This is a genomic window from Mycetocola sp. Y791 (genome assembly GCF_059445325.1).
In genome coordinates, this window is record NZ_JCAIUC010000001.1 from 978,404 (window position 1) to 997,291 (window position 18,888).

The 18,888-nt window shown below is 64.6% G+C and carries 22 protein-coding genes; 19 read left to right on the top strand and 3 right to left on the bottom strand.

Annotated features, from left to right (window positions below):
* Positions 1-67: 67 nt before the first annotated feature.
* The 3 genes from miaB to dapF are packed head-to-tail and all read left to right on the top strand — an operon-like array spanning position 68 to position 3,565.
* On the top strand, positions 68-1,717 hold the full coding sequence (miaB, locus tag AC1C2N_RS04535) for a tRNA (N6-isopentenyl adenosine(37)-C2)-methylthiotransferase MiaB (RefSeq protein WP_495433026.1): 1,650 nt from the start codon (positions 68-70) through the stop codon (positions 1,715-1,717).
* Entirely contained in the window at positions 1,714-2,667 is a 954-nt protein-coding gene (gene miaA, locus AC1C2N_RS04540) for a tRNA (adenosine(37)-N6)-dimethylallyltransferase MiaA (protein ID WP_495433083.1), read from the top strand. Before miaB ends, miaA begins: the two co-directional genes overlap by 4 nt.
* 16 nt (positions 2,668-2,683) lie before the next feature.
* Positions 2,684-3,565 carry a diaminopimelate epimerase gene (dapF, locus tag AC1C2N_RS04545; protein WP_495433027.1) on the top strand — a complete coding sequence of 294 codons (882 nt, stop codon included), beginning with the start codon at positions 2,684-2,686 and terminating at the stop codon, positions 3,563-3,565.
* A 22-nt stretch (positions 3,566-3,587) separates the two neighbouring features.
* Here the strand turns inward: dapF and AC1C2N_RS04550 are convergent, their stop codons facing one another.
* The gene (locus AC1C2N_RS04550; protein ID WP_495433028.1) at positions 3,588-4,205 is read right to left on the bottom strand and encodes a class I SAM-dependent methyltransferase; all 618 of its coding nucleotides are present in this window, start codon (positions 4,203-4,205) and stop codon (positions 3,588-3,590) included.
* A gap of 36 nt (positions 4,206-4,241) precedes the next feature.
* Between AC1C2N_RS04550 and hflX the strand changes: the two genes are divergently transcribed.
* Positions 4,242-5,792 (top strand): GTPase HflX, encoded by a 1,551-nt coding sequence (gene hflX, locus AC1C2N_RS04555; RefSeq protein ID WP_483405824.1) that lies wholly within the window; start codon positions 4,242-4,244, stop codon positions 5,790-5,792.
* Between the two features lie 109 nt (positions 5,793-5,901).
* Here the strand turns inward: hflX and lexA are convergent, their stop codons facing one another.
* Positions 5,902-6,705 carry a transcriptional repressor LexA gene (gene lexA / locus AC1C2N_RS04560; RefSeq protein ID WP_483405825.1) on the bottom strand — a complete coding sequence of 268 codons (804 nt, stop codon included), beginning with the start codon at positions 6,703-6,705 and terminating at the stop codon, positions 5,902-5,904.
* Positions 6,706-6,939: 234 nt separating this feature from the next.
* On the opposite strand from lexA, the gene AC1C2N_RS04565 reads away from it, so the two are divergent.
* The 6 genes from AC1C2N_RS04565 to AC1C2N_RS04590 are packed head-to-tail and all read left to right on the top strand — an operon-like array spanning position 6,940 to position 11,317.
* Entirely contained in the window at positions 6,940-7,386 is a 447-nt protein-coding gene (locus AC1C2N_RS04565) for a LysM peptidoglycan-binding domain-containing protein (protein WP_495433029.1), read from the top strand.
* A gap of 40 nt (positions 7,387-7,426) precedes the next feature.
* Positions 7,427-8,509, top strand: a complete 1,083-nt coding sequence (locus tag AC1C2N_RS04570) for a histidinol-phosphate transaminase (protein WP_495433031.1) — start codon at positions 7,427-7,429, stop codon at positions 8,507-8,509.
* Positions 8,506-9,114 carry an imidazoleglycerol-phosphate dehydratase HisB gene (hisB, locus tag AC1C2N_RS04575; protein ID WP_483405828.1) on the top strand — a complete coding sequence of 203 codons (609 nt, stop codon included), beginning with the start codon at positions 8,506-8,508 and terminating at the stop codon, positions 9,112-9,114. Before AC1C2N_RS04570 ends, hisB begins: the two co-directional genes overlap by 4 nt.
* Entirely contained in the window at positions 9,111-9,761 is a 651-nt protein-coding gene (gene hisH / locus AC1C2N_RS04580) for an imidazole glycerol phosphate synthase subunit HisH (protein ID WP_483405829.1), read from the top strand. Before hisB ends, hisH begins: the two co-directional genes overlap by 4 nt.
* Before the next feature lie 58 nt (positions 9,762-9,819).
* A complete protein-coding gene (gene priA, locus AC1C2N_RS04585) occupies positions 9,820-10,566 on the top strand; it encodes a bifunctional 1-(5-phosphoribosyl)-5-((5-phosphoribosylamino)methylideneamino)imidazole-4-carboxamide isomerase/phosphoribosylanthranilate isomerase PriA (RefSeq protein WP_483405830.1) in 747 nt (248 codons plus the stop codon).
* The gene (locus tag AC1C2N_RS04590; RefSeq protein ID WP_495433032.1) at positions 10,550-11,317 is read left to right on the top strand and encodes an SseB family protein; all 768 of its coding nucleotides are present in this window, start codon (positions 10,550-10,552) and stop codon (positions 11,315-11,317) included. Before priA ends, AC1C2N_RS04590 begins: the two co-directional genes overlap by 17 nt.
* A 261-nt stretch (positions 11,318-11,578) precedes the next feature.
* Here AC1C2N_RS04590 and AC1C2N_RS04595 read toward each other — a convergent pair whose 3' ends face one another.
* The gene (locus AC1C2N_RS04595) at positions 11,579-11,944 is read right to left on the bottom strand and encodes a DUF1844 domain-containing protein (RefSeq protein WP_198410458.1); all 366 of its coding nucleotides are present in this window, start codon (positions 11,942-11,944) and stop codon (positions 11,579-11,581) included.
* 269 nt (positions 11,945-12,213) lie between these two features.
* On the opposite strand from AC1C2N_RS04595, the gene infC reads away from it, so the two are divergent.
* The 9 genes from infC to pheS all read left to right on the top strand — a co-directional run bounded on the left by infC (position 12,214) and on the right by pheS (position 18,888).
* Positions 12,214-12,798, top strand: coding sequence for a translation initiation factor IF-3 (infC, locus tag AC1C2N_RS04600; protein WP_108390633.1), 585 nt, complete (start codon positions 12,214-12,216; stop codon positions 12,796-12,798).
* Positions 12,791-12,985, top strand: a complete 195-nt coding sequence (gene rpmI / locus AC1C2N_RS04605; RefSeq protein WP_108390634.1) for a 50S ribosomal protein L35 — start codon at positions 12,791-12,793, stop codon at positions 12,983-12,985. Before infC ends, rpmI begins: the two co-directional genes overlap by 8 nt.
* A 28-nt stretch (positions 12,986-13,013) precedes the next feature.
* Positions 13,014-13,406, top strand: coding sequence for a 50S ribosomal protein L20 (gene rplT, locus AC1C2N_RS04610; RefSeq protein WP_108390635.1), 393 nt, complete (start codon positions 13,014-13,016; stop codon positions 13,404-13,406).
* Positions 13,407-13,508: 102 nt separating this feature from the next.
* A complete protein-coding gene (locus AC1C2N_RS04615; RefSeq protein WP_483405832.1) occupies positions 13,509-14,318 on the top strand; it encodes a TrmH family RNA methyltransferase in 810 nt (269 codons plus the stop codon).
* A 140-nt stretch (positions 14,319-14,458) separates the two neighbouring features.
* On the top strand, positions 14,459-15,214 hold the full coding sequence (locus AC1C2N_RS04620) for an amino acid ABC transporter ATP-binding protein (protein ID WP_483405911.1): 756 nt from the start codon (positions 14,459-14,461) through the stop codon (positions 15,212-15,214).
* A gap of 89 nt (positions 15,215-15,303) precedes the next feature.
* Positions 15,304-16,167 carry a glutamate ABC transporter substrate-binding protein gene (locus tag AC1C2N_RS04625; RefSeq protein WP_483405833.1) on the top strand — a complete coding sequence of 288 codons (864 nt, stop codon included), beginning with the start codon at positions 15,304-15,306 and terminating at the stop codon, positions 16,165-16,167.
* A 79-nt stretch (positions 16,168-16,246) separates the two neighbouring features.
* Positions 16,247-16,894 carry an amino acid ABC transporter permease gene (locus tag AC1C2N_RS04630; protein ID WP_483405834.1) on the top strand — a complete coding sequence of 216 codons (648 nt, stop codon included), beginning with the start codon at positions 16,247-16,249 and terminating at the stop codon, positions 16,892-16,894.
* A complete protein-coding gene (locus tag AC1C2N_RS04635; RefSeq protein ID WP_483405835.1) occupies positions 16,891-17,820 on the top strand; it encodes an amino acid ABC transporter permease in 930 nt (309 codons plus the stop codon). The genes AC1C2N_RS04630 and AC1C2N_RS04635 overlap by 4 nt, the downstream gene beginning before the upstream one ends.
* Positions 17,821-17,847: 27 nt before the next feature.
* Positions 17,848-18,888, top strand: a complete 1,041-nt coding sequence (gene pheS, locus AC1C2N_RS04640; RefSeq protein WP_483405836.1) for a phenylalanine--tRNA ligase subunit alpha — start codon at positions 17,848-17,850, stop codon at positions 18,886-18,888.

The window sequence follows — 18,888 nt, forward strand, 5'->3', positions numbered from 1 at the left end:
CCGTGGGCACCACGCAGCCAACGCGCCGCCACCACGCAGCCGCGTGCGAACGTAGACTGGGACAACCATGAGTAGCCTGCTTGAAACGCCCACAGTCATCACGCCGTCGACAGCGGCAATCGACGCGACCGGGCGTGCTCGCACGTATGAAGTGCGCACCTACGGCTGCCAGATGAACGTGCACGACTCCGAGCGGTTGAGCGGCTCGCTCGACGCCGCCGGCTACGTTCCCGCCGAGAGCGGGGCCGAGGCGGATGTTGTGGTCATCAACACCTGCGCCGTTCGCGAGAACGCCGACAACAAGCTCTATGGCAACCTCGGTTACCTCGCGAGCGTCAAGCGCCGCCATGAGGGCATGCAGATCGCCGTTGGCGGCTGTCTCGCGCAAAAAGACAAGAACGTCATCCTCGAGAAGGCGCCGTGGGTGGACGTTGTCTTCGGAACGCACAACATGGGCGCACTGCCGAACCTCCTCGAGCGCGCCCGCCACAACGAAGAGGCGCAGATCGAGATCCTCGAAGCGCTCGAGACCTTCCCATCCACTCTGCCGACCAAGCGCGAATCCAGCTACAGCGGCTGGGTGTCCATCTCCGTCGGATGCAACAACACCTGCACCTTCTGCATCGTCCCGTCCCTTCGCGGGAAAGAGAAAGACCGGCGGCCGGGTGAGATCCTCGCGGAGATCCAGGCGCTCGTCGATGACGGTGCTATCGAGGTGACGCTGCTCGGCCAGAATGTGAACTCCTACGGCGTCGAGTTCGGCGACCGCCAGGCGTTCAGCAAGCTGCTGCGTGCCGCCGGAGCCATTGACGGGCTCGAGAGGATTCGTTTCACGAGCCCCCACCCCGCGGCGTTCACCGACGACGTCATCGACGCGATGGCCGAGACGCCGAGCGTCATGCCTCAGCTGCACATGCCGCTGCAGTCCGGTTCCGACCGGATCCTCAAGGCGATGCGCCGGTCGTATCGCAGCGAGAAGTTCCTCGGCATCCTCGACAGGGTCCGGGCCCGAATGCCGCACGCGGCGATTTCGACAGACATCATCGTTGGCTTCCCCGGCGAAACCGAGGAGGACTTCCTCGAGACCCTCCGTGTGGTGGAGGCGGCGAGGTTCGCTACGGCATTCACCTTCCAGTACTCGATCCGTGAGGGGACCCCGGCCGCGACAATGCCGGACCAGGTTCCGAAGGAGGTCGTCCAGGAGCGCTTTGAGCGGTTGACCGCCCTTCAGGACCGCATCTGCCTCGAGGAGAACCAGAAGGTCGTCGGCCGCGAGATCGAGATCCTCGTCGCGGTCGGCGAAGGTCGCAAGGATTCCGCCAGCCACCGGTTGTCCGGCAGGGCTGAGGACTCCCGCCTCGTGCACTTCGAGGTGCCCGAAGGCTCGGCGATCCCGCGCCCGGGAGACATCGTCACCGCCACAGTGACCCAGGCCGCGCCCTTTTACCTCATCGCTGATGCTCCCGCCGGAAGCGAACTCGTGGTGCGAAGGACCTCCGCCGGCGACGCATGGGACCGCGCGCAGGCAGAGTCGTGCGGCGTTCCCGCGCCCGGCGCCTCACCGAGCAGCCCTGGCCGCGTTTCACTGGGACTGCCAACCCTGCGCGTCGGTCCGCCCACGCCCGTCCACGACGCACCGGTTCGGGCCCACGACGCGCCAGCTCAGGTCCAGGGCGGAATGACACCGATTTACGACGCACTGGACGGCGAACGCTGAACCCGCACAGCGCCCCGCAGCTCATCGCGGTAGTTGGTCCGACCGGTACCGGAAAGAGCGAACTCTCGCTCAATATCGCAGAGGCCCTCGCGCGCACGGGCAGTGGCGCTGAGATCGTCAATGCGGATGCCATGCAGCTGTACCGCGGGATGGACATCGGCACGGCCAAGCTGCCTGAAAACGAGCGCAGGGGCATCCCGCACCACATGCTCGACATCCTCGATGTCGACGAAGAAGCTACTGTCGCCAGGTACCAGCCTCTCGCCAGGGCTGCGGTCACCGACATCCTCTCGCGGGGGAAATCCGCGATCCTCGTCGGTGGGTCCGGCCTGTATGTCTCGAGCGTCCTCTACGACTTCCAGTTCCCCGGCTCTGACCCCGCGATTCGGGCTCGACTCGAGCACGAATCAGCCACGCTTGGTCCCGGCATCCTGTACCAGCGACTTGCCGCGCTCGACGCGGACGTTGCGTCGCGGATCGGGCCGCACAACACGCGGCGAATCGTGCGCGCCCTCGAGGTGGCCGAGATCACCGGTTCTCCCGTGGCGGGGATGCTGCCGGACGAGCCGGTGTACTGGCGCGAGTCGCGCATCATCGGGCTGTCGGCGCCGAGGCCGGAACTGACCGCACGTCTCGACCAGCGGGTGCACGGGATGTGGGCTGCCGGGCTGCTGGACGAGGTGGCGGCGCTGCGGGCGGCGGGGCTCGAGGGCGGTGTTACCGCGTCGCGGGCGATCGGATACGCGCAGGCGCTGAAGCAACTCGCGGGCGCGGCCACCGAGACGGAAGCCATTGAAGAAACGCAGCAGCTGACCCGGCGGTACGCCAGGCGGCAGATGAGCTGGTTCAAGCGCTATGCAGACATCGTCTGGCTGGATTACGACGCGCCTGACCTTGTCGAGAAGGCCATGGCATCCGTCACCGGCGCGACGCCCCAGGTTCCGCGCTGACCCTAGACTTGGGCGCATGGGATTCACTCTGCAGTTCACCAAGGGCCACGGCACAGGCAACGATTTCGTGCTCTACACGGACCCTGAGGGCGACCACCCACTGACCACCGCGCAGATTGTCGCGGTGTGCGACCGCCACTTCGGTGTCGGCGCCGACGGCGTCATCCGCGCCGTCAGGTCGCGCAACATCGACGAGGGCGCGGCAGCCCTGGCGGAAGACGACGGCGCAGAATGGTTCATGGACTACCACAATGCCGACGGATCCATCGCGGAAATGTGCGGCAACGGCATCCGTGTCTACGCGCGGTACCTTATCGAGCAGGGTCTTGTTGAGCTGGAGTCGGGTGACACCCTCGCAATCGGAACCCGCGCCGGCGTCCGTGACGTCCAGCGCGCCACCAACGGTTTCCAGGTCGACCTCGGGCGCTGGAAGCTCGAGGGTGGCGAGCCGCTCGTGCGGGCCAAGGAGCTCAAGGTGGCGCGGCCGGGGCTCGGCATCAACGTCGGAAACCCGCACGTCGTCGTCGCTCTCGCAGACGAGGCAGAGCTTGAGTCGGCTGACCTTCACTACATTCCGCTGATCGAACCGGAACCCATCGATGGGGCCAACGTGGAATTCGTTGTGCCCTATGACCCGCTCATCAAGGACGGCGTTGCCCGCATCTCGATGAGGGTTCACGAGCGGGGGAGTGGTGAGACTCTGTCGTGCGGTACCGGCGTCGCAGCCGCGGCTCTCGCGACGCGGCACTGGGCCGGGTCGGCGGCACCGAACGCGTGGCGCGTCGACGTTCCAGGAGGAACGCTCGGTGTGCGGATGTTCGCGACGCAGGACGGCGAGCACGTCGGACTGTCTGGCCCGGCCGACCTCGTCTACACGGGCACTCTCGAGCTCGGCTAGCGTCCGTCCGTCAGTTCATCCGTCAGTTCGCTTCAGCGCGGAGTGCCCGCAGTACGCGGTACCCCTTGCTGATCGTCTCTTTGGTGAACTCGAAATCGTCGCCCATGCTCTCCTGCAGCCAGCGGTGCAGGCTGTCTGAGCCGAGGTTGCGCTGCACGACGAGCCAGGCGTCTGAACCCGGTTCCAGGCGAGGGAGCCAGCGCTCGAGCATGGCGTGAAGCTCGGTCTTGCCGACGCGGATGGGCGGGTTCGACCAGATCGTCTGGAACCGGACGTCGTCGGGAACCTGATCGGGCTGCACTGCAGTGATATTGGTGAGCCCGAGCTTCTCCGCATTCATCCGCAGCAGGTCGAGCGCGCGCTCGTTGACATCCACCGCCCAGACGTGAGCGCCTGGCGCCTCGAGGGCGAGTGTCAGGGAGATCGGTCCCCAGCCGCAGCCCAGGTCGAGAAGGTTGCCGGTTTGGGGCGGAGTCGGTGCGTTCGCTAAGAGCACCTGCGTCCCCGGGTCGATCCGGTCAGGGCTGAAAATCCCGTTCGAGGTGGTGAGTTCGTAGTCCTGGCCTGAGAGCCGAACGGAAACCGTGCGGAGCTTGAGTTCGGTTCCGGGTACGCCCGTAAAATAATGATCGCTGGCCATAGGGGAACGTTACCGCAAAGCAACTAGGCTTAACTGATGAGCAAGTCCACCGAATCAACCCCAGAGAACACCGAAACACCCATCGACGACGATGCAGTATCGCGGGTGTTGCGCAACGCTGAGTCCCGCGCGGGCGGCTATTCGCTCTTCGGTTCGAGTCAGGCCGACGCCCTGCAGGACAGATCCACGACCGGTGAGTCCGGGCACGATGGATTCGACGGCGAGCAGCAGGATCGGGAAGACCGCCAGGCGCTCCGCCGCGTGGCCAACCTGTCGACAGAGCTCGAGGACGTCACCGAGGTCGAGTACCGGCAGCTGCGCATCGAGAACGTCGTTCTCATCGGCGTGTACCCGCAGGGCGCGCAGGAGGATGCAGAGAACTCGATCCGCGAGCTCGCTGCCCTCGCTGAAACCGCAGGCGCCGTCGTCCTCGACGGCATGCTGCAGCGCCGCCCGAATCCCGACCCGAGCACCTACCTCGGCAAGGGAAAGGCCGAGGAATTGCGCGGCATCGTCGCCGCGCTCGGCGCAGACACCGTGATCGCCGACACCGAACTCGCGCCAAGCCAGCGGCGTGCGCTCGAGGACGTCGTGAAGGTCAAGGTCATCGACCGTACCGCCGTCATCCTCGACATCTTCAGCCAGCACGCCAAGAGCCGCGAGGGCAAGGCCCAGGTCGAGCTCGCCCAGCTTGAGTACCTCCTCCCGCGACTCCGCGGTTGGGGTGACTCGATGTCCCGCCAGGCCGGTGGCCAGGTGGGTGGCGCCGGCGCCGGAATGGGTTCACGTGGTCCTGGTGAAACCAAGATCGAACTCGACCGACGCCGCATCCACACCCGGATGGCGAAGCTGCGCAAGCAGATCAAGGGCTTCGGCCCGGCCCGCGAGGCCAAGCGGGCCAACCGCAACCGCTTCGAGGTGCCGAGCGTCGCTATTGCCGGGTACACCAACGCCGGCAAGTCGAGTCTGCTCAACCGGATCACGAAGGCTGGCGTGCTGGTCGAGAACGCTCTCTTTGCAACGCTCGACGCGACGGTTCGGAAGACCCAGACCGAGGACGGCCGGCTCTACACGCTCTCCGACACCGTCGGATTCGTCCGAAACCTGCCGCACCAGCTCGTCGAGGCGTTCCGCTCCACCCTGGAAGAGGTGGCGGAGTCGGATGTCATCGTGCACGTGGTCGACGCATCGCACCCGGACCCTGCATCCCAGATCAGCACTGTCCGCGACGTGATCGGTGATGTCGGCGCCCGCGATATTCCAGAGATCGTGGTCTTCAACAAGAGCGATCTCGTCAGCGAGGACGACCGGCTCGTGCTCCGCGGACTGGAACCCAAGGCGATCTTCGCTTCGGCGCGCACCGGTGAGGGGATCGACGAGATCCTGGCCCGCATCGCGGAGCTGCTGCCGAGTCCGACAGTCCCGCTTCACCTGCTCGTCCCGTACGACCGGGGAGACATCATTTCGATGCTCCACCGCCGCGGAAAGGTCGAGAAACTGGACTACGAGGAAGACGGCACCGAGGTGCGCGCACTCGCGTCGGAGGAACTCGCCGCACAGGTGTCCGAGTTCGCGATCGCCGAGTAAACGCGACGCGGCGACGTCACGCGTCTGGTCTGTTAACGAACGGATGCCCCGGGTCTGTACCCGGGGAATCCGTTCGTTAAGCAGGCGTCAGGCGCCACACCGTGAGTGGCTACACGGCGCGGAGGACCGCGACGATCTTGCCGAGCACGTCGGCTTCGTCGCCGAGGATCGGTTCGAAGTTCGTGTTGCGGGGGAGCAGCCAGGTGTGGCCATCGCGCTGGCGGAACACCTTGACCGTGGCTTCACCATCGAGCATGGCAGCGACGATGTCGCCGTTCTCGGCGGTCGGCTGCTGACGGACGACAACCCAGTCGCCGTCGCAGATCGCTGCGTCGATCATCGACTCACCCGAGACCTTGAGCATGAACAGCTCGCCCTTGCCCACGAGCTGACGGGGCAGGGGGAAGACCTCTTCGACCTGCTGGTCAGCGGTAATCGGCACCCCGGCAGCGATGCGTCCGACCAGGGGCACCATCGCTGCGTCGCCGACCGGTGTTGAGCTTTCGAAGTCGGCAACGTTCGAGGGGGAGGGCAGGTCGATCAGGATCTCGAGTGCACGGGGCCGATTGGGGTCCCTGCGCAGGTAACCGCTCAACTCGAGCTGGTTGAGCTGGTGCGTCACGCTTGAGAGTGACGCGAGGCCGACCGCGTCGCCGATTTCGCGCATGCTCGGCGGGTAACCGCGGCTCTGCACGGAGCGCTGGATCACGTCGAGGATCGCCAGCTGCTTCTCGCTCAGGCTCTTGCGGCGGCGCGTGGTCGGCTTCTCTGCCGGCACGCGCTTGGCCTTCCGTGCCTTTGGAGCGGCAGATGAAACAGCGGCATCCGGCTCGTTCTCAGCCGTGATATTCGCGTTGTCGAGCGTCATGTCACTCCCGTCTGGCGGGCAGCCCCGGCCAATGTCAGTGGTCACTGGTTGAGTCTCAACCATCAATCGAAACTCTATCCGTCCCGAGGGGCCCCAGCAAAGATTTGTTCGAGTGTGTCGGGCAAATTCTGCAAAAAAGTCCGAAGAAGGACTTGAATCTTCGAACAATCGAATATAGATTCGGAATACAGGTTCGTATTCGGCCCTCCCGGCCGAGGGCCGGATACGAATTCTTCGAATCGCCACACAACAGTTCACAGCACGAACCGGAGGCGCACCATGAGCACCGCAGTCATCACCCCCATTCACTCTCTCTCACGTCCGGCCGCACGGCGCCCCGAGGCGCCGCGCCCATCGAACTCGCGTACACAGGCCGCCGGAGGCGACGCGTCAGCGATGATCGCACGCCCCACCGGGCGCATCCGACTCACCCGGCGCGGTCGCGTTGTCCTGACCTCGCTCGCCGCTGCTCCGTTCATCGCTCTCGCGGCCTGGCTCGGACTCAACGCCGGCGCCGCAGCGGCGTCGTCGTCCCCGAGCTCGGCCTCGTTCGAGTACGTCACTGTCGAACACGGTGACTCCCTGTGGTCCCTCGCGGGCACGCTGGCTCCCGAGGCCGACCCTCGTGATGTGATCGCCGACGTGATGGCCCTCAACCAGCTCGAAACGTCCACGGTCGTTCCCGGGCAGAACATCGCCATTCCCGAGCGATACACGGCTCCGTAACGCACACCGAAGCGCAAGGCGCGGCGGGTAAACTTCCGGGGTGAGTTCCCTCGATGCCCTGCCCATCCGCGATGATCTTCGTGGCAAGTCCCCGTACGGCGCACCCCAGAAGGTCGTGCCCGTCGCCCTGAACGTCAACGAGAACACGCATCCGATTCCCGAAGACGTGGCCCACGACATCGTGACCGCCCTCGCCCGCGCTGTGCTCGGCGTGAACCGATACCCCGACCGCGAGTTCACCGAACTACGGATCAGCCTCGCCGGTTACCTCGGGCACGGTCTCAGTGCCGATCACATCTGGGCCGCGAACGGCTCGAACGAGGTTCTGCAGCAGGTTCTCCAGGCTTTCGGCGGACCTGGCCGCTCGGTGCTCGGGTTCAGCCCGACCTATTCCATGTACCCGCTGCTGGCCGCAGGCACCGGAACCCGGTGGATTGCCGCCGAGCGTGACGCCGACTACGAGATCTCGCCCGAGACCGCCAGCGCCGCCGTTCGCCGCGAACGCCCCGACGTCGTGATTCTCTGTTCGCCGAACAACCCCACCGGGACCCCGCTTGGGCTCGACACCATCGAGGCCGTCTATGACGCGACCGATGGCATCGTGGTCGTGGACGAGGCGTACTTCGAGTTCGCCCCAGAGGGGACTCCAAGCGCGCTGTCCCTTCTCGACGGGCGCGACCGGTTGCTCGTGTCACGAACCATGAGCAAAGCCTTCGCATTTGCCGGCGCACGGGTGGGCTACCTCGCTGCGGCGCCGGCGGTCACTGACGCGCTTCGTCTGGTGCGCCTTCCGTACCACCTCTCCGCACTCACGCAAGCCGCGGCGATTGCTGCCCTTGCACACAGCGGCGAAATGCTCGCCATGGTCGATGACATCAAGAATCAGCGCGACCGCATCAGCGCTGGCCTCGCCGACCTGGGCTACCGCCCGTACCGGAGCCACAGCAACTTCGTGCTGTTCGGAGGCGTTGACGATCCGGTAGCACTGTTCGAGTCACTGCTCGAGCGCGGAGTGCTCATCCGAGATATCGGTCTGCCCAATCAGATGCGGGTTTCGGCGGGTACCGAGGCAGAGACGACCGCGTTCCTCGAAGCCATTGCGGCGGTAAGCTCGAAGTCATGAGCCAGCCGCAGCGCACCGCCCGGATCCAGCGCGAGACGAGCGAATCGAGCATTGACCTCACGCTCAACCTCGATGGGACCGGTGTCAGTGATATTCACACCACCGTGCCCTTTTACGATCACCTCCTGACGGCGTTCGCCAAGCACGCACTGGTCGACCTCACGGTGAGGGCCACCGGCGACATCGAGATCGATGTGCACCACACGGTGGAAGACATTGGCATCGCACTCGGGCAGGCCATCAAGCAGGCGCTCGGCACCAAGGAGGGCATTTCGCGCTTTGGCGACGCTCTCGTTCCCCTCGACGAGGCACTCGTCCAGGCCGTTGTCGACATTTCCGGCCGGCCGTACCTCGTGCACTCCGGCGAGCCCGCGGGGTTCGAGTTCCACCTCATCGGTGGTCACTTCACCGGGTCGATGGTGAGGCACGTGTTCGAAGCCATTGCGTTCAACGCCGCACTCACCGTTCACGTCACGGTGCTCGGCGGGCGCGACCCACACCACATCGCGGAGGCCGAGTTCAAGGCATTCGCGCGGGCGTTCCGGCAGGCGAAGGCTCTCGATCCTCTTGTGACCGGCATCCCGTCGACGAAGGGTGCACTGTGACGGGATCGTCACGGCCAAGCGTTGTTGTTCTCGACTACGGGAGCGGCAACGTCCACTCCGCGGTCAAGGCGCTTGAAGCGGCGGGCGCCGACGTCGAGCTGACCGGTGACCGCCGCAAGGCACTCGAGGCCGACGGTCTTCTCGTGCCCGGCGTTGGAGCGTTCAGCGCGGTCATGGAACAGCTCTCCACCTCGCGCGGTGGTGAAGTGATCGATCGCCGGCTGGCCGGTGGTCGCAAGGTCATGGGCATCTGTGTCGGGATGCAGATTCTGTTCGAGCGCGGTGTTGAACGCGGCGTCGACACAGAGGGCCTCGGAGAGTGGCCGGGCGTCGTGACGGAACTCGACGCGCCCGTTCTCCCGCACATCGGCTGGAACACGGTCGACGCGCCCGAAGACTCCGTCCTCTTCCGCGGCATCCGCGACGAACGCTTCTATTTCGTGCACTCGTACGCCGCGCAGGACTGGAAGCTCGAGGTGATGCCGCCGTTCCACGAGCCGGCACTGACGTGGGCCGAACACGGAACCCGGTTCCTCGCCGCCGTCGAAAACGGACCGCTGAGCGCGACGCAGTTCCACCCGGAGAAGTCCGGCGATGCCGGCATCCGCTTGCTGGCCAACTGGGTCGGCTCTCTCACATCGGACTGACCCTCCGCATTCTTCCGAATGGCACGCTCGTGCCGCACCACACAACCAAGGACAATTCATGAGTGAGTTCAACACGACCCCGAAGCTTGTGCTGCTTCCGGCTGTCGACGTCGCCGGCGGCAAAGCCGTCCGTCTGACCCAGGGCGAGGCGGGCACGGAGACCAGCTACGGCGATCCGGTCGACGCCGCCGCTGACTGGGCGCGCCAGGGCGCCGAGTGGATCCACCTGGTGGACCTCGATGCCGCATTCGGCCGCGGGAACAACGCGGGCGTGATCCGCAAGGTGATCAAGCAGGTCCGCGGTGTGAACGTCGAACTCTCCGGCGGCATCCGCGACGACGCGTCACTCAAGGCAGCTCTCGCGACCGGAGCCAAGCGAATCAACCTCGGTACAGCGGCGCTGGAGAACCCGGAGTGGGCTGCGAACGTCATCGGCCAGTACGGCGAAGCCGTCGCGGTCGGCCTCGATGTCCGCGGAACCACACTCGCGGCACGGGGCTGGACCCGTGAGGGCGGCGACCTGTGGACGGTCATCGACCGGCTCGAGCGGGCCGGCTGCGCCCGCTATGTCGTCACCGACGTGACGAAGGATGGCACCCTCCAGGGGCCCAACGTCGACCTGCTTCGCCAGGTGATGGAGCGGACCAACCGACCGGTCATCGCGTCCGGTGGAGTGTCGAGCCTCGACGACCTCGTCGCCCTGCGCGAACTCGTGCCGCTCGGGCTCGAGGGTGCGATCGTCGGCAAGGCGCTCTACGCGGGTGCGTTCACTCTGGCTGAGGCGCTGGATGTCGCATCCGACTAATCCCGCAGACTCGGCCGGGCAGCCCTGGGAGGGCCGCCAGTTCGGCGAGAACGCTTTTGCCGGCGACGATGGGTCTGCGCCACCTCAGCTGATCGACGCGCTCACGCGATTCGCGGATGGGCGAGCGGGGGAGGATGCCGTCGTCGACGCGTTCCGCTCGTCGCGCCTGCTCATCCCACTCGTGACCCACGCCGGCGACGTTGGCGTGAACGCGCATGGCCAGAAAGTCGACAAGACCCAGGAGTTGTCCATCGTGACCGTCGCCGGTCCCGACGGCCGTAACGTGCTGCCGGTCTTCTCGTCGGTGGCCGCCATGCAGTCCTGGAACACGATCGCGCGACCGGTGCCGGCCGATGGCATCCGCGTTGCCCTCGCGGCGGCGAGTGAGAACACAGACCTCGTCGTGCTCGACCCGACGAGCGACACCGAGTTCGCTATTAGGCGGCCGGCGCTGTGGGCCATCGCCCAGTCGCTGCCGTGGCAGCCCGCGTACGCGAACCCGGATGTGCTCGACGCGTTTCTTACGAGTGCGCGCTCCGAGCTGGCGGTGCTCGACGTCAGGCTGGAGTCGGGTGACGCACGGGCGCGGCTGGCTGGCCCTGAACTCATCGCCCACCTCGAACTGATCGACGGCCTCACGCGCAGTGAGCTCGACGCCGTGCTCTCGAGGCTCGCCCAGCGGTGGGCGGCGAGCGACGTGATCGCGACGATGGTCGACTCACTCGCGGTGCGGCTCGAAGCGTCCCGCTGATCCGGGCGGAACGCGCGCGTATGTGCGCGTTCAGCTGTCGCTGATGCATGGTTCAGGCGCGTTTGCCGTTGCATCTGTGACAGATGAACGCCGCGGAACGCGCGCGTTGGTACACACTCGCGCGTTGGTGCGCGTTCAACTGTCGCGAATGCATGGTTCCGGCGCGTTTGCCGTGCATCTGTGACAGATGAACGCCGCGGAACGCGCGCGCGGGCGCGACGCGTAGCGCCCGCGCCCGCGCCTGTGGGTGGAGCGGGTGACCTAGTTGACCGGGCCGGTCCACTTCTCGCCGGGGCCCTTGCCCACGGGGTCGGGAATGACGGATGCCTCACGGAACGCCAGCTGCAGCGAGCGAAGCCCATCACGAAGGCTGCGCGCGTGCATGTCGCTGATCTCGGGGGCTCCCGCGGTGATCAGGCCAGCGAGGGCGTTGATCAGCTTGCGTGCCTCGTCGAGGTCCTGCTGCGACTCAGGGTCGTCGGCGAGGCCACATTTGACCGCCGCCGCGCTCATGAGGTGGACGGCTGTCGTCGTGATGACTTCGACGGCGCCGACGTCTGCGATGTCGCGGGTTGCGTCGGACGCAGCGTCCTCGACGTTGTCGTATGGGGATTCGTTAGTGCTCAATGCCAACCTCTGCTAGACTCTAAGACGGCTCCGGGACTAAAGTTCCGGTACGAAAGAGGAAAATTCCCACCCGCGCTTGACCGCTTCACTAAGGTTACCGGGTTGTTGTACTCCGCCAGACGCATGGTTTCCATGCTGAGGTAGACAGGGTACGAGCCACTGTGATGGATTTTTTTCCGTCATGGTTGTGGTGTGTGACTTCTCCTCTCTCGCTTGATTCAGGCATCCGTCTGTATTGAAGGTCAGAGATTGAGTTAGAGGAGTAACGCATTAGCGATCCCCGTACAAACGACCGTATCCGAGTCCCCGAGGTCCGCCTCGTGGGTCCCGCCGGAGAACAGGTCGGCGTTGTCAAGATTGAGGTAGCACTGCGCCTGGCGCAGGAAGCTGAGCTCGATCTCGTCGAGGTCGCCCCGAACTCCAAGCCTCCGGTCGCGAAGATCATGGATTACGGCAAGTTCAAGTACGAGGCTGCGCAGAAGGCCAAGGAGGCCAGGCGTAACCAGGCGAACACCATCCTCAAAGAGGTTCGGTTCCGTCTCAAGATCGACAAGCACGACTACGAAACAAAGCGCAAGCGCGCTGAGGGCTTCCTCAAGGCTGGTGACAAGGTCAAAGCAATGATCCTGTTCCGCGGTCGTGAGCAGTCACGACCCGACCAGGGTGTTCGCTTGCTCCAAAAATTTGCCGAAGATGTTTCGGAACTGGGCACTGTTGAGTCCACTCCGACCATCGATGGTCGAAACATGGTCATGGTGATCGGCCCTCTGAAAAACAAGTCAGAGGCCAAGGCCGAAGCCAACGCACAACGTGCTGCCAATAAAGCAGCGAAGCAGGAGGAAGACAATGCCTAAGCAGAAGACCCATTCCGGTGCCAAGAAGCGATTCAAGCTCACCGGTTCCGGCAAGATCAAGAAGCAGCAGTCGGGCATGCGCCACAACCTCGAGGTGAAGTCCGGACAGCGTAAGCGTCGCTTGAACACCGACCAGCTCGTCTCGAAGGCTGACACCAAGAACATCAAGAAGCTTCTCGGTCACTAAGACCTGAACCCGTTAGGAATATAGACAAATGGCAAGAGTTAAAAGGGCGGTAAACGCTCACAAGAAGCGTCGGAAGATCCTCGAGCGGGCTGAGGGTTACCGCGGTCAGCGTTCGCGCCTGTACCGGAAGGCCAAGGAGCAGGTCACCCACTCCATGGTTTACGCGTACCGTGACCGCCGCCAGAAGAAGGGTGACTTCCGTCGCCTCTGGATCCAGCGGATCAACGCGGCATCGCGAGCCAACGGCCTCACGTACAACCGCCTCATCCAGGGCCTCGGCCTTGCTGGTATCGAGGTTGACCGTCGTATCCTCGCCGAGCTCGCTGTCAACGAGCCCGCCACGTTTGCGGCCCTCGTCGAGAGCGCGAAGAAGGCCCTCCCGGCCGACACCTCGGCTCCGAAGGTTGACGCAGCAGCGTAAGCAGCTTTCTCCTTTCAACGGGCATCCCGCTTCGGCGGGGTGCCCGTTGTTTCGTTGTGCGCGCCTCCCCACCGCCGACGTGCCTGTCCCTAGACTGGGGGAGTGCTTGATAACCCACGTTCCCCGCGCGTCAGAGCGGTAGCAAAACTTGCCAAACGACCGGCCCGTCTCGAAACCGGCCTCTTTCTTCTCGAGGGGCCGCAGGCGGTCTCAGAGGCGCTGACCTTCCGCCCCGGGCTGATCGTCGAACTCTACGCAACACCCACAGCTCTTGAGCGGTACCCCGACATCGCAGCCATGGCTGACGAGCAGACCGACTTCGACGTCGAGTTCGTCTCCGAGGAAGTCCTCGGAGTGATGAGCGACACAGTGACTCCGCAGGGCTTCATCGCCGTCGCGCACCAGTTCCCGACCTCGATGAAGGACATCTTCAACGGCGAGCCCAAGCTCATTGCCATCCTCGAAGAGGTCCGCGACCCCGGAAACCTGGGAACCATCATCCGTGCCGCTGACTCTGCAGGTGCGGACGCCGTCATCCTCACCGGGCGCAGCGTCGACCTGTACAACCCCAAGGTTGTCCGCTCGACGACGGGGTCCCTGTTCCACCTGCCGATCGCGGTCGGCGCCGAACTCCCGAACGTCATCGAGCGGGCGCACAAGGCCGGACTCCGTGTACTCGCCGCCGACGTGAAGGGCACGAGCCTGCTCGACGCCCGCGTCTCCGGTGAACTGGTCCAGCCGACCGCCTGGCTGTTCGGAAACGAGGCGCACGGCCTGACCGATGAGCAGCTTCCGCTCGCGGATGCCGCGATCACGGTTCCGATTTACGGCCACGCCGAGTCGATGAACCTCGCGACCGCGGCGTCGGTGTGTCTCTACGAGTCCGCGTTCGCGCAGCGCAGCGCCGTCTGACCCACCCCGCCCAGAGGCATCCGATTCTGTTCGTAGTCTTGGTTACGAATCAGTAACGGATGCCTCTCGTCATACGGGCGAAACACCGTGTCCTTTAGTTTGGACGCATGGAACCAACGCTGATACCGAACACGACGAGCATGCCCATCGCGAAACTTGGTGAGCCCCTGGTGATCGTCGACTCGGTCAACAAACACTACGGCGATCTCCATGTACTCAAGGACATCAACACCACGGTGACCCGCGGTGAGGTCGTCGTCGTGATAGGTCCAAGCGGTTCGGGCAAATCCACCCTGTGCCGGGCGATCAACCGGCTCGAGACCATCGACTCCGGCACGATCACCATCGATGGAAAGAAGCTCCCGGAAGAGGGCGCGGACCTCGCCCGTCTCCGCGCCGATGTCGGTATGGTCTTCCAGTCCTTCAACCTGTTCGCGCACAAGACGGTGCTCGAGAACATCACGCTCGCACCGATCAAGGTGAAGAAGATGTCGAAGAAGGATGCCACTGAGCGCGCGATGACGCTGCTCGAGCGCGTCGGGGTGGCAAACCAGGCGCACAAGATGCCGGCACAGCTCTCCGGCGGTCAGCAGCAGCGTGTTGCGATCGCCCGCTCGCTCGCGATGAGCCCCAAACTGATCCTGATGGACGAGCCGACGAGCGCCCTCGACCCCGAAATGATCAACGAGGTTCTCGACGTCATGGTCGGCCTTGCCAAGGAAGGCATGACCATGATCGTGGTCACCCACGAGATGGGCTTCGCCCGCAAGGCGGCCGACCGGGTGCTGTTCATGGCAGAGGGCGAGATCGTTGAGGAAGCCACTCCCGAGACCTTCTTCAGCCACCCGAAGTCTGAACGCGCACAGGACTTCCTGTCCAAGATCCTCGACCACTGACCGCCGCGCGCCCCTGAGCGCGCGGCTCATCACCCTTGGCCGCTTCGGCAGCCGGGAAAACACAGCACATCACAAGGAATGAGAACGAGATGAAGCGCAAAAAGCTATCACTGATCGCCCTCGGCGGAGCCGCGTTGCTCACGCTTTCCGCCTGTGCGGGAGGCGGCGGAGACACCGCAGCCCCCGAACCGGAAGCAGCCCCCACCTTTGAAGCCGGCACAACGATGGCCGAGCTGGCAGAGGATGGCAAGATCACCATCGGCACGAAGTTCGACCAGCCGCTCTTCGGCCTCGTCGGCCCGAGCGGAGAGCCCGTCGGTTTCGACGTCGAGGTCGGCAAGATCATCGCCGCGAAGCTCGGCATCGCCGAAGAGGACATCGAATGGAAGGAAACGGTCTCCGCGAACCGCGAGCCGTACATCCAGAACGGTGAGGTCGACCTCGTCATCGCCACCTACACGATCAACGACAAGCGCAAGGAAGTCATCGACTTCGCCGGGCCGTACTACATGGCCGGGCAGTCGATCCTGACGCTCGCCGACGACAAGTCCATCAAGAGCGAGAAGGACCTCGTCGGTCAGCCCGTCTGCTCGGTGACCGGTTCGACACCCGCGGCGAAGCTGGCTGAAATCGGCGCAACCCCGGTTCTCACCGACACCTACTCCAACTGCCTCGAGCCGCTGCGCTCGGGCCAGGTCGTCGCCGTGTCGACTGACAACGTGATCCTCGCCGGTCTCGCTGCTCAGAACGAGGGCGAGTTCAAGGTGGTCGGAAAGCCGTTCACCGAGGAGCCTTACGGCATCGGGCTTGCCAAGGACGACATCGAGTTCCGCGACTGGATCAACGATGTCCTCGAGGAATCCTACGAAGACGGTTCGTACGAGGAGGCCTGGGACAGCACCGCTGGAACGGTCCTCGAGTACGTCGAGCCTCCTGCGGTAGACCGCTACTAGAAGTTCCACACACGAACGGGGCGGGGCGTGTCCCCGCCCCGTTCGTGAGCGCCACCCCAACAGAAACGGAAGAGGCCACATGGACGTCATCATCGACAACCTGCCTCGGTACCTCTCAGGCTTCGGCATGACGCTGCAACTCCTCGTTGTCGCTGCGATTGCCGCCCTGATACTCGGAACCATCATCGCGACCATGCGGATCTCACCGGTCCCCTCATTGCGCGGCTTCGGCGCCGTGTACACCGAGTTGATCAGGAACACTCCGCTCACACTCGTCCTCTTCTTCTGCGCGTTCATCCTGCCGTACCTCGGTGTCCGGTTCGATTACGCGACGTTCGCGATGATCGGCCTCAGCGTGTACACCTCGCCGTTCGTGGCCGAAGCCCTGCGCTCCGGAATCAACGGCGTTCCGATCGGCCAGGCCGAGGCCGCACGCAGCCTTGGGCTCGGCTTCAGCCAGACGGTCGGATACGTCGTGTTCCCCCAGGCGTTCCGGATGGTCATCCCGCCGCTGATCAACGTCATCATCGCCCTGACCAAGAACACCTCGGTCGCCGGTGGTTTCTTCGTGGCCGAGCTCTTCACCATCGGTAAAGAACTCGCGAACGACAACGGAAACGCTGTCATCGCGGTGCTCCTGGGCGTCGCGACCTTCTACCTGCTCATAACTATTCCGCTGGGGCTCTTTGCCGGGCGGCTCGAGAAGAAGTGGGTGGTGGCGCGATGAGCGGTTCCGTTCTGTTCGACGCTCCCGGTCCGAAGGCCAGGCGGCTCTCGCTGATTCTCTCCATCGTGGTCGGCATTCTCATCCTCGGTGGCCTGTACTGGATTTACTCGGTTCTGGCAGCACCACGGCCCAGTTCGGGCGGGATTACCCTTCCCGGCATGTTTGATCCAAGCCGGTGGAATATCTTCGCCGACCCAGAGGTCTGGACGTTCATTGGCAAGGGCGTGCTCAACACTCTGCGCGCCGCCGGAGCAGCAGCGGTCCTCGCGCTCGTTCTCGGCGTGATCTTTGCTCTGCTCCGCACAGCGAAGACGGCCTGGATCCGGGTTCCCATCACCGTTGTCCTCGAGTTCGTTCGAGGCATGCCCGTTCTCTTGATGATGCTCTTCATCCTGCTCGGCTTCTCCAGCGGGGCGTACCTCGCTGTTGTGCTTGCTCTCGGCCTGTACAACGGCGCCATCATCGGTGAAGCGCTCAGGGCAGGACTTGCCTCCCTGCCGCGCGGACAGCGCGAGGCCGGGTTGAGTCTCGGAATGCGTGAACTCCAGACCCGGATGCTCATCGAATTCCCGCAGGCATTCCGCCAGATGCTGCCGGTGATCGTCGCCCAGCTGGTCGTGCTGCTCAAGGACACGTCGCTCGGATTCATCGTCGGTTACCCGGAACTTCTCCGCTCGACGATGAACAACCTGGCGAGCTTCTACGGCAACCGCTACCTGTTCTCGCTCTTCGCCGTGACGTTCGTGATCTACCTGATCATGAACCTCGCACTCTCGTGGGTCGCCCGCTGGCTCTCGAAGCGCACTGACTCAGCGCGCCGTGGAGGCCGGGTACGCAGGGGCAGAAAGCCCGTCGACGTGGACCCCGCCATCGCGATCGCTCAGGCATCGGCAGCGGCTCGGCAGTCAGGCGAGGGCGCTGTGTAGTTCCGCCACTCGGTAGACTTGTGGACCGTGTCCGACTCGCAAGTAATAACCGAATCCGCCGTGAACGCGGCAGTCGAATCAGCCCTCGCCGCAATTGCCGCCGCAGCCGATTCCGCAGCCCTCAAGCACGTACGTACCGAGCACACCGGAGAGGCCTCGCCGCTGGCGAAGCTCAACGGTGAGCTGCGCAACGTCGCTCCCGACCAGAAGGCCCCGCTCGGCAAACTCGTCGGCCAGGCACGAGGTCGCGTGAACGCGGCGTTTGCCGCTCGCGAGCAGGAAATCGTCGAAGCCGAGAACGCGGCTCAGCTCGCCGCAGAGGCCGTTGACGTGACCGCGCTGGCCAGCCGCTACACCGCAGGTGCACGGCATCCGCTCACCCTCCTCCAGGACCGCGTGAGCGAGATCTTCACCGGAATGGGCTGGGAGATCGCCGAAGGCCCAGAGGTCGAGAGCGAGTGGTTCAACTTCGACGCGCTCAACTTCGACGCCGACCACCCGGCGCGCGCGATGCAGGACACGTTCTTCATCGACCCGCCCGAGTCACACCTCGTGCTGCGCACCCACACCTCGCCGGTGCAGGTGCGGTCACTGCTCACTCGTGAGCTTCCCGTCTACGTGCTCGCGCCCGGTCGCGTCTACCGCACCGACGAGTTCGACGCGACTCACCTGCCCGTGTTCATGCAGTTCGAGGGCCTCGCCGTCGACAAGGGTCTGACCATGGCGCACCTCAAGGGCACGCTCGACCACTTCGTGAAGTCGATCTTCGGCGATGAGGCGAAGATCCGCCTGCGCCCGAGCTACTTCCCGTTCACCGAGCCGAGCGCCGAGCTCGACTTCTGGCACCCGACGTTCAAGCACGGCCCTCGCTGGATCGAGTGGGGTGGCTGCGGCATGATCAACCCGAACGTGCTCCGCGCGGCCGGGATCGACCCGGACGAATATTCAGGTTTCGCCTTCGGCATGGGAGTCGAGCGTGGCCTGATGCTGCGCAACGACGTCCAGGACATGCGGGAGATGGTTGAGGGCGATATTCGCTTCTCACAGCAGTTTGGAATGGTGGTTTAG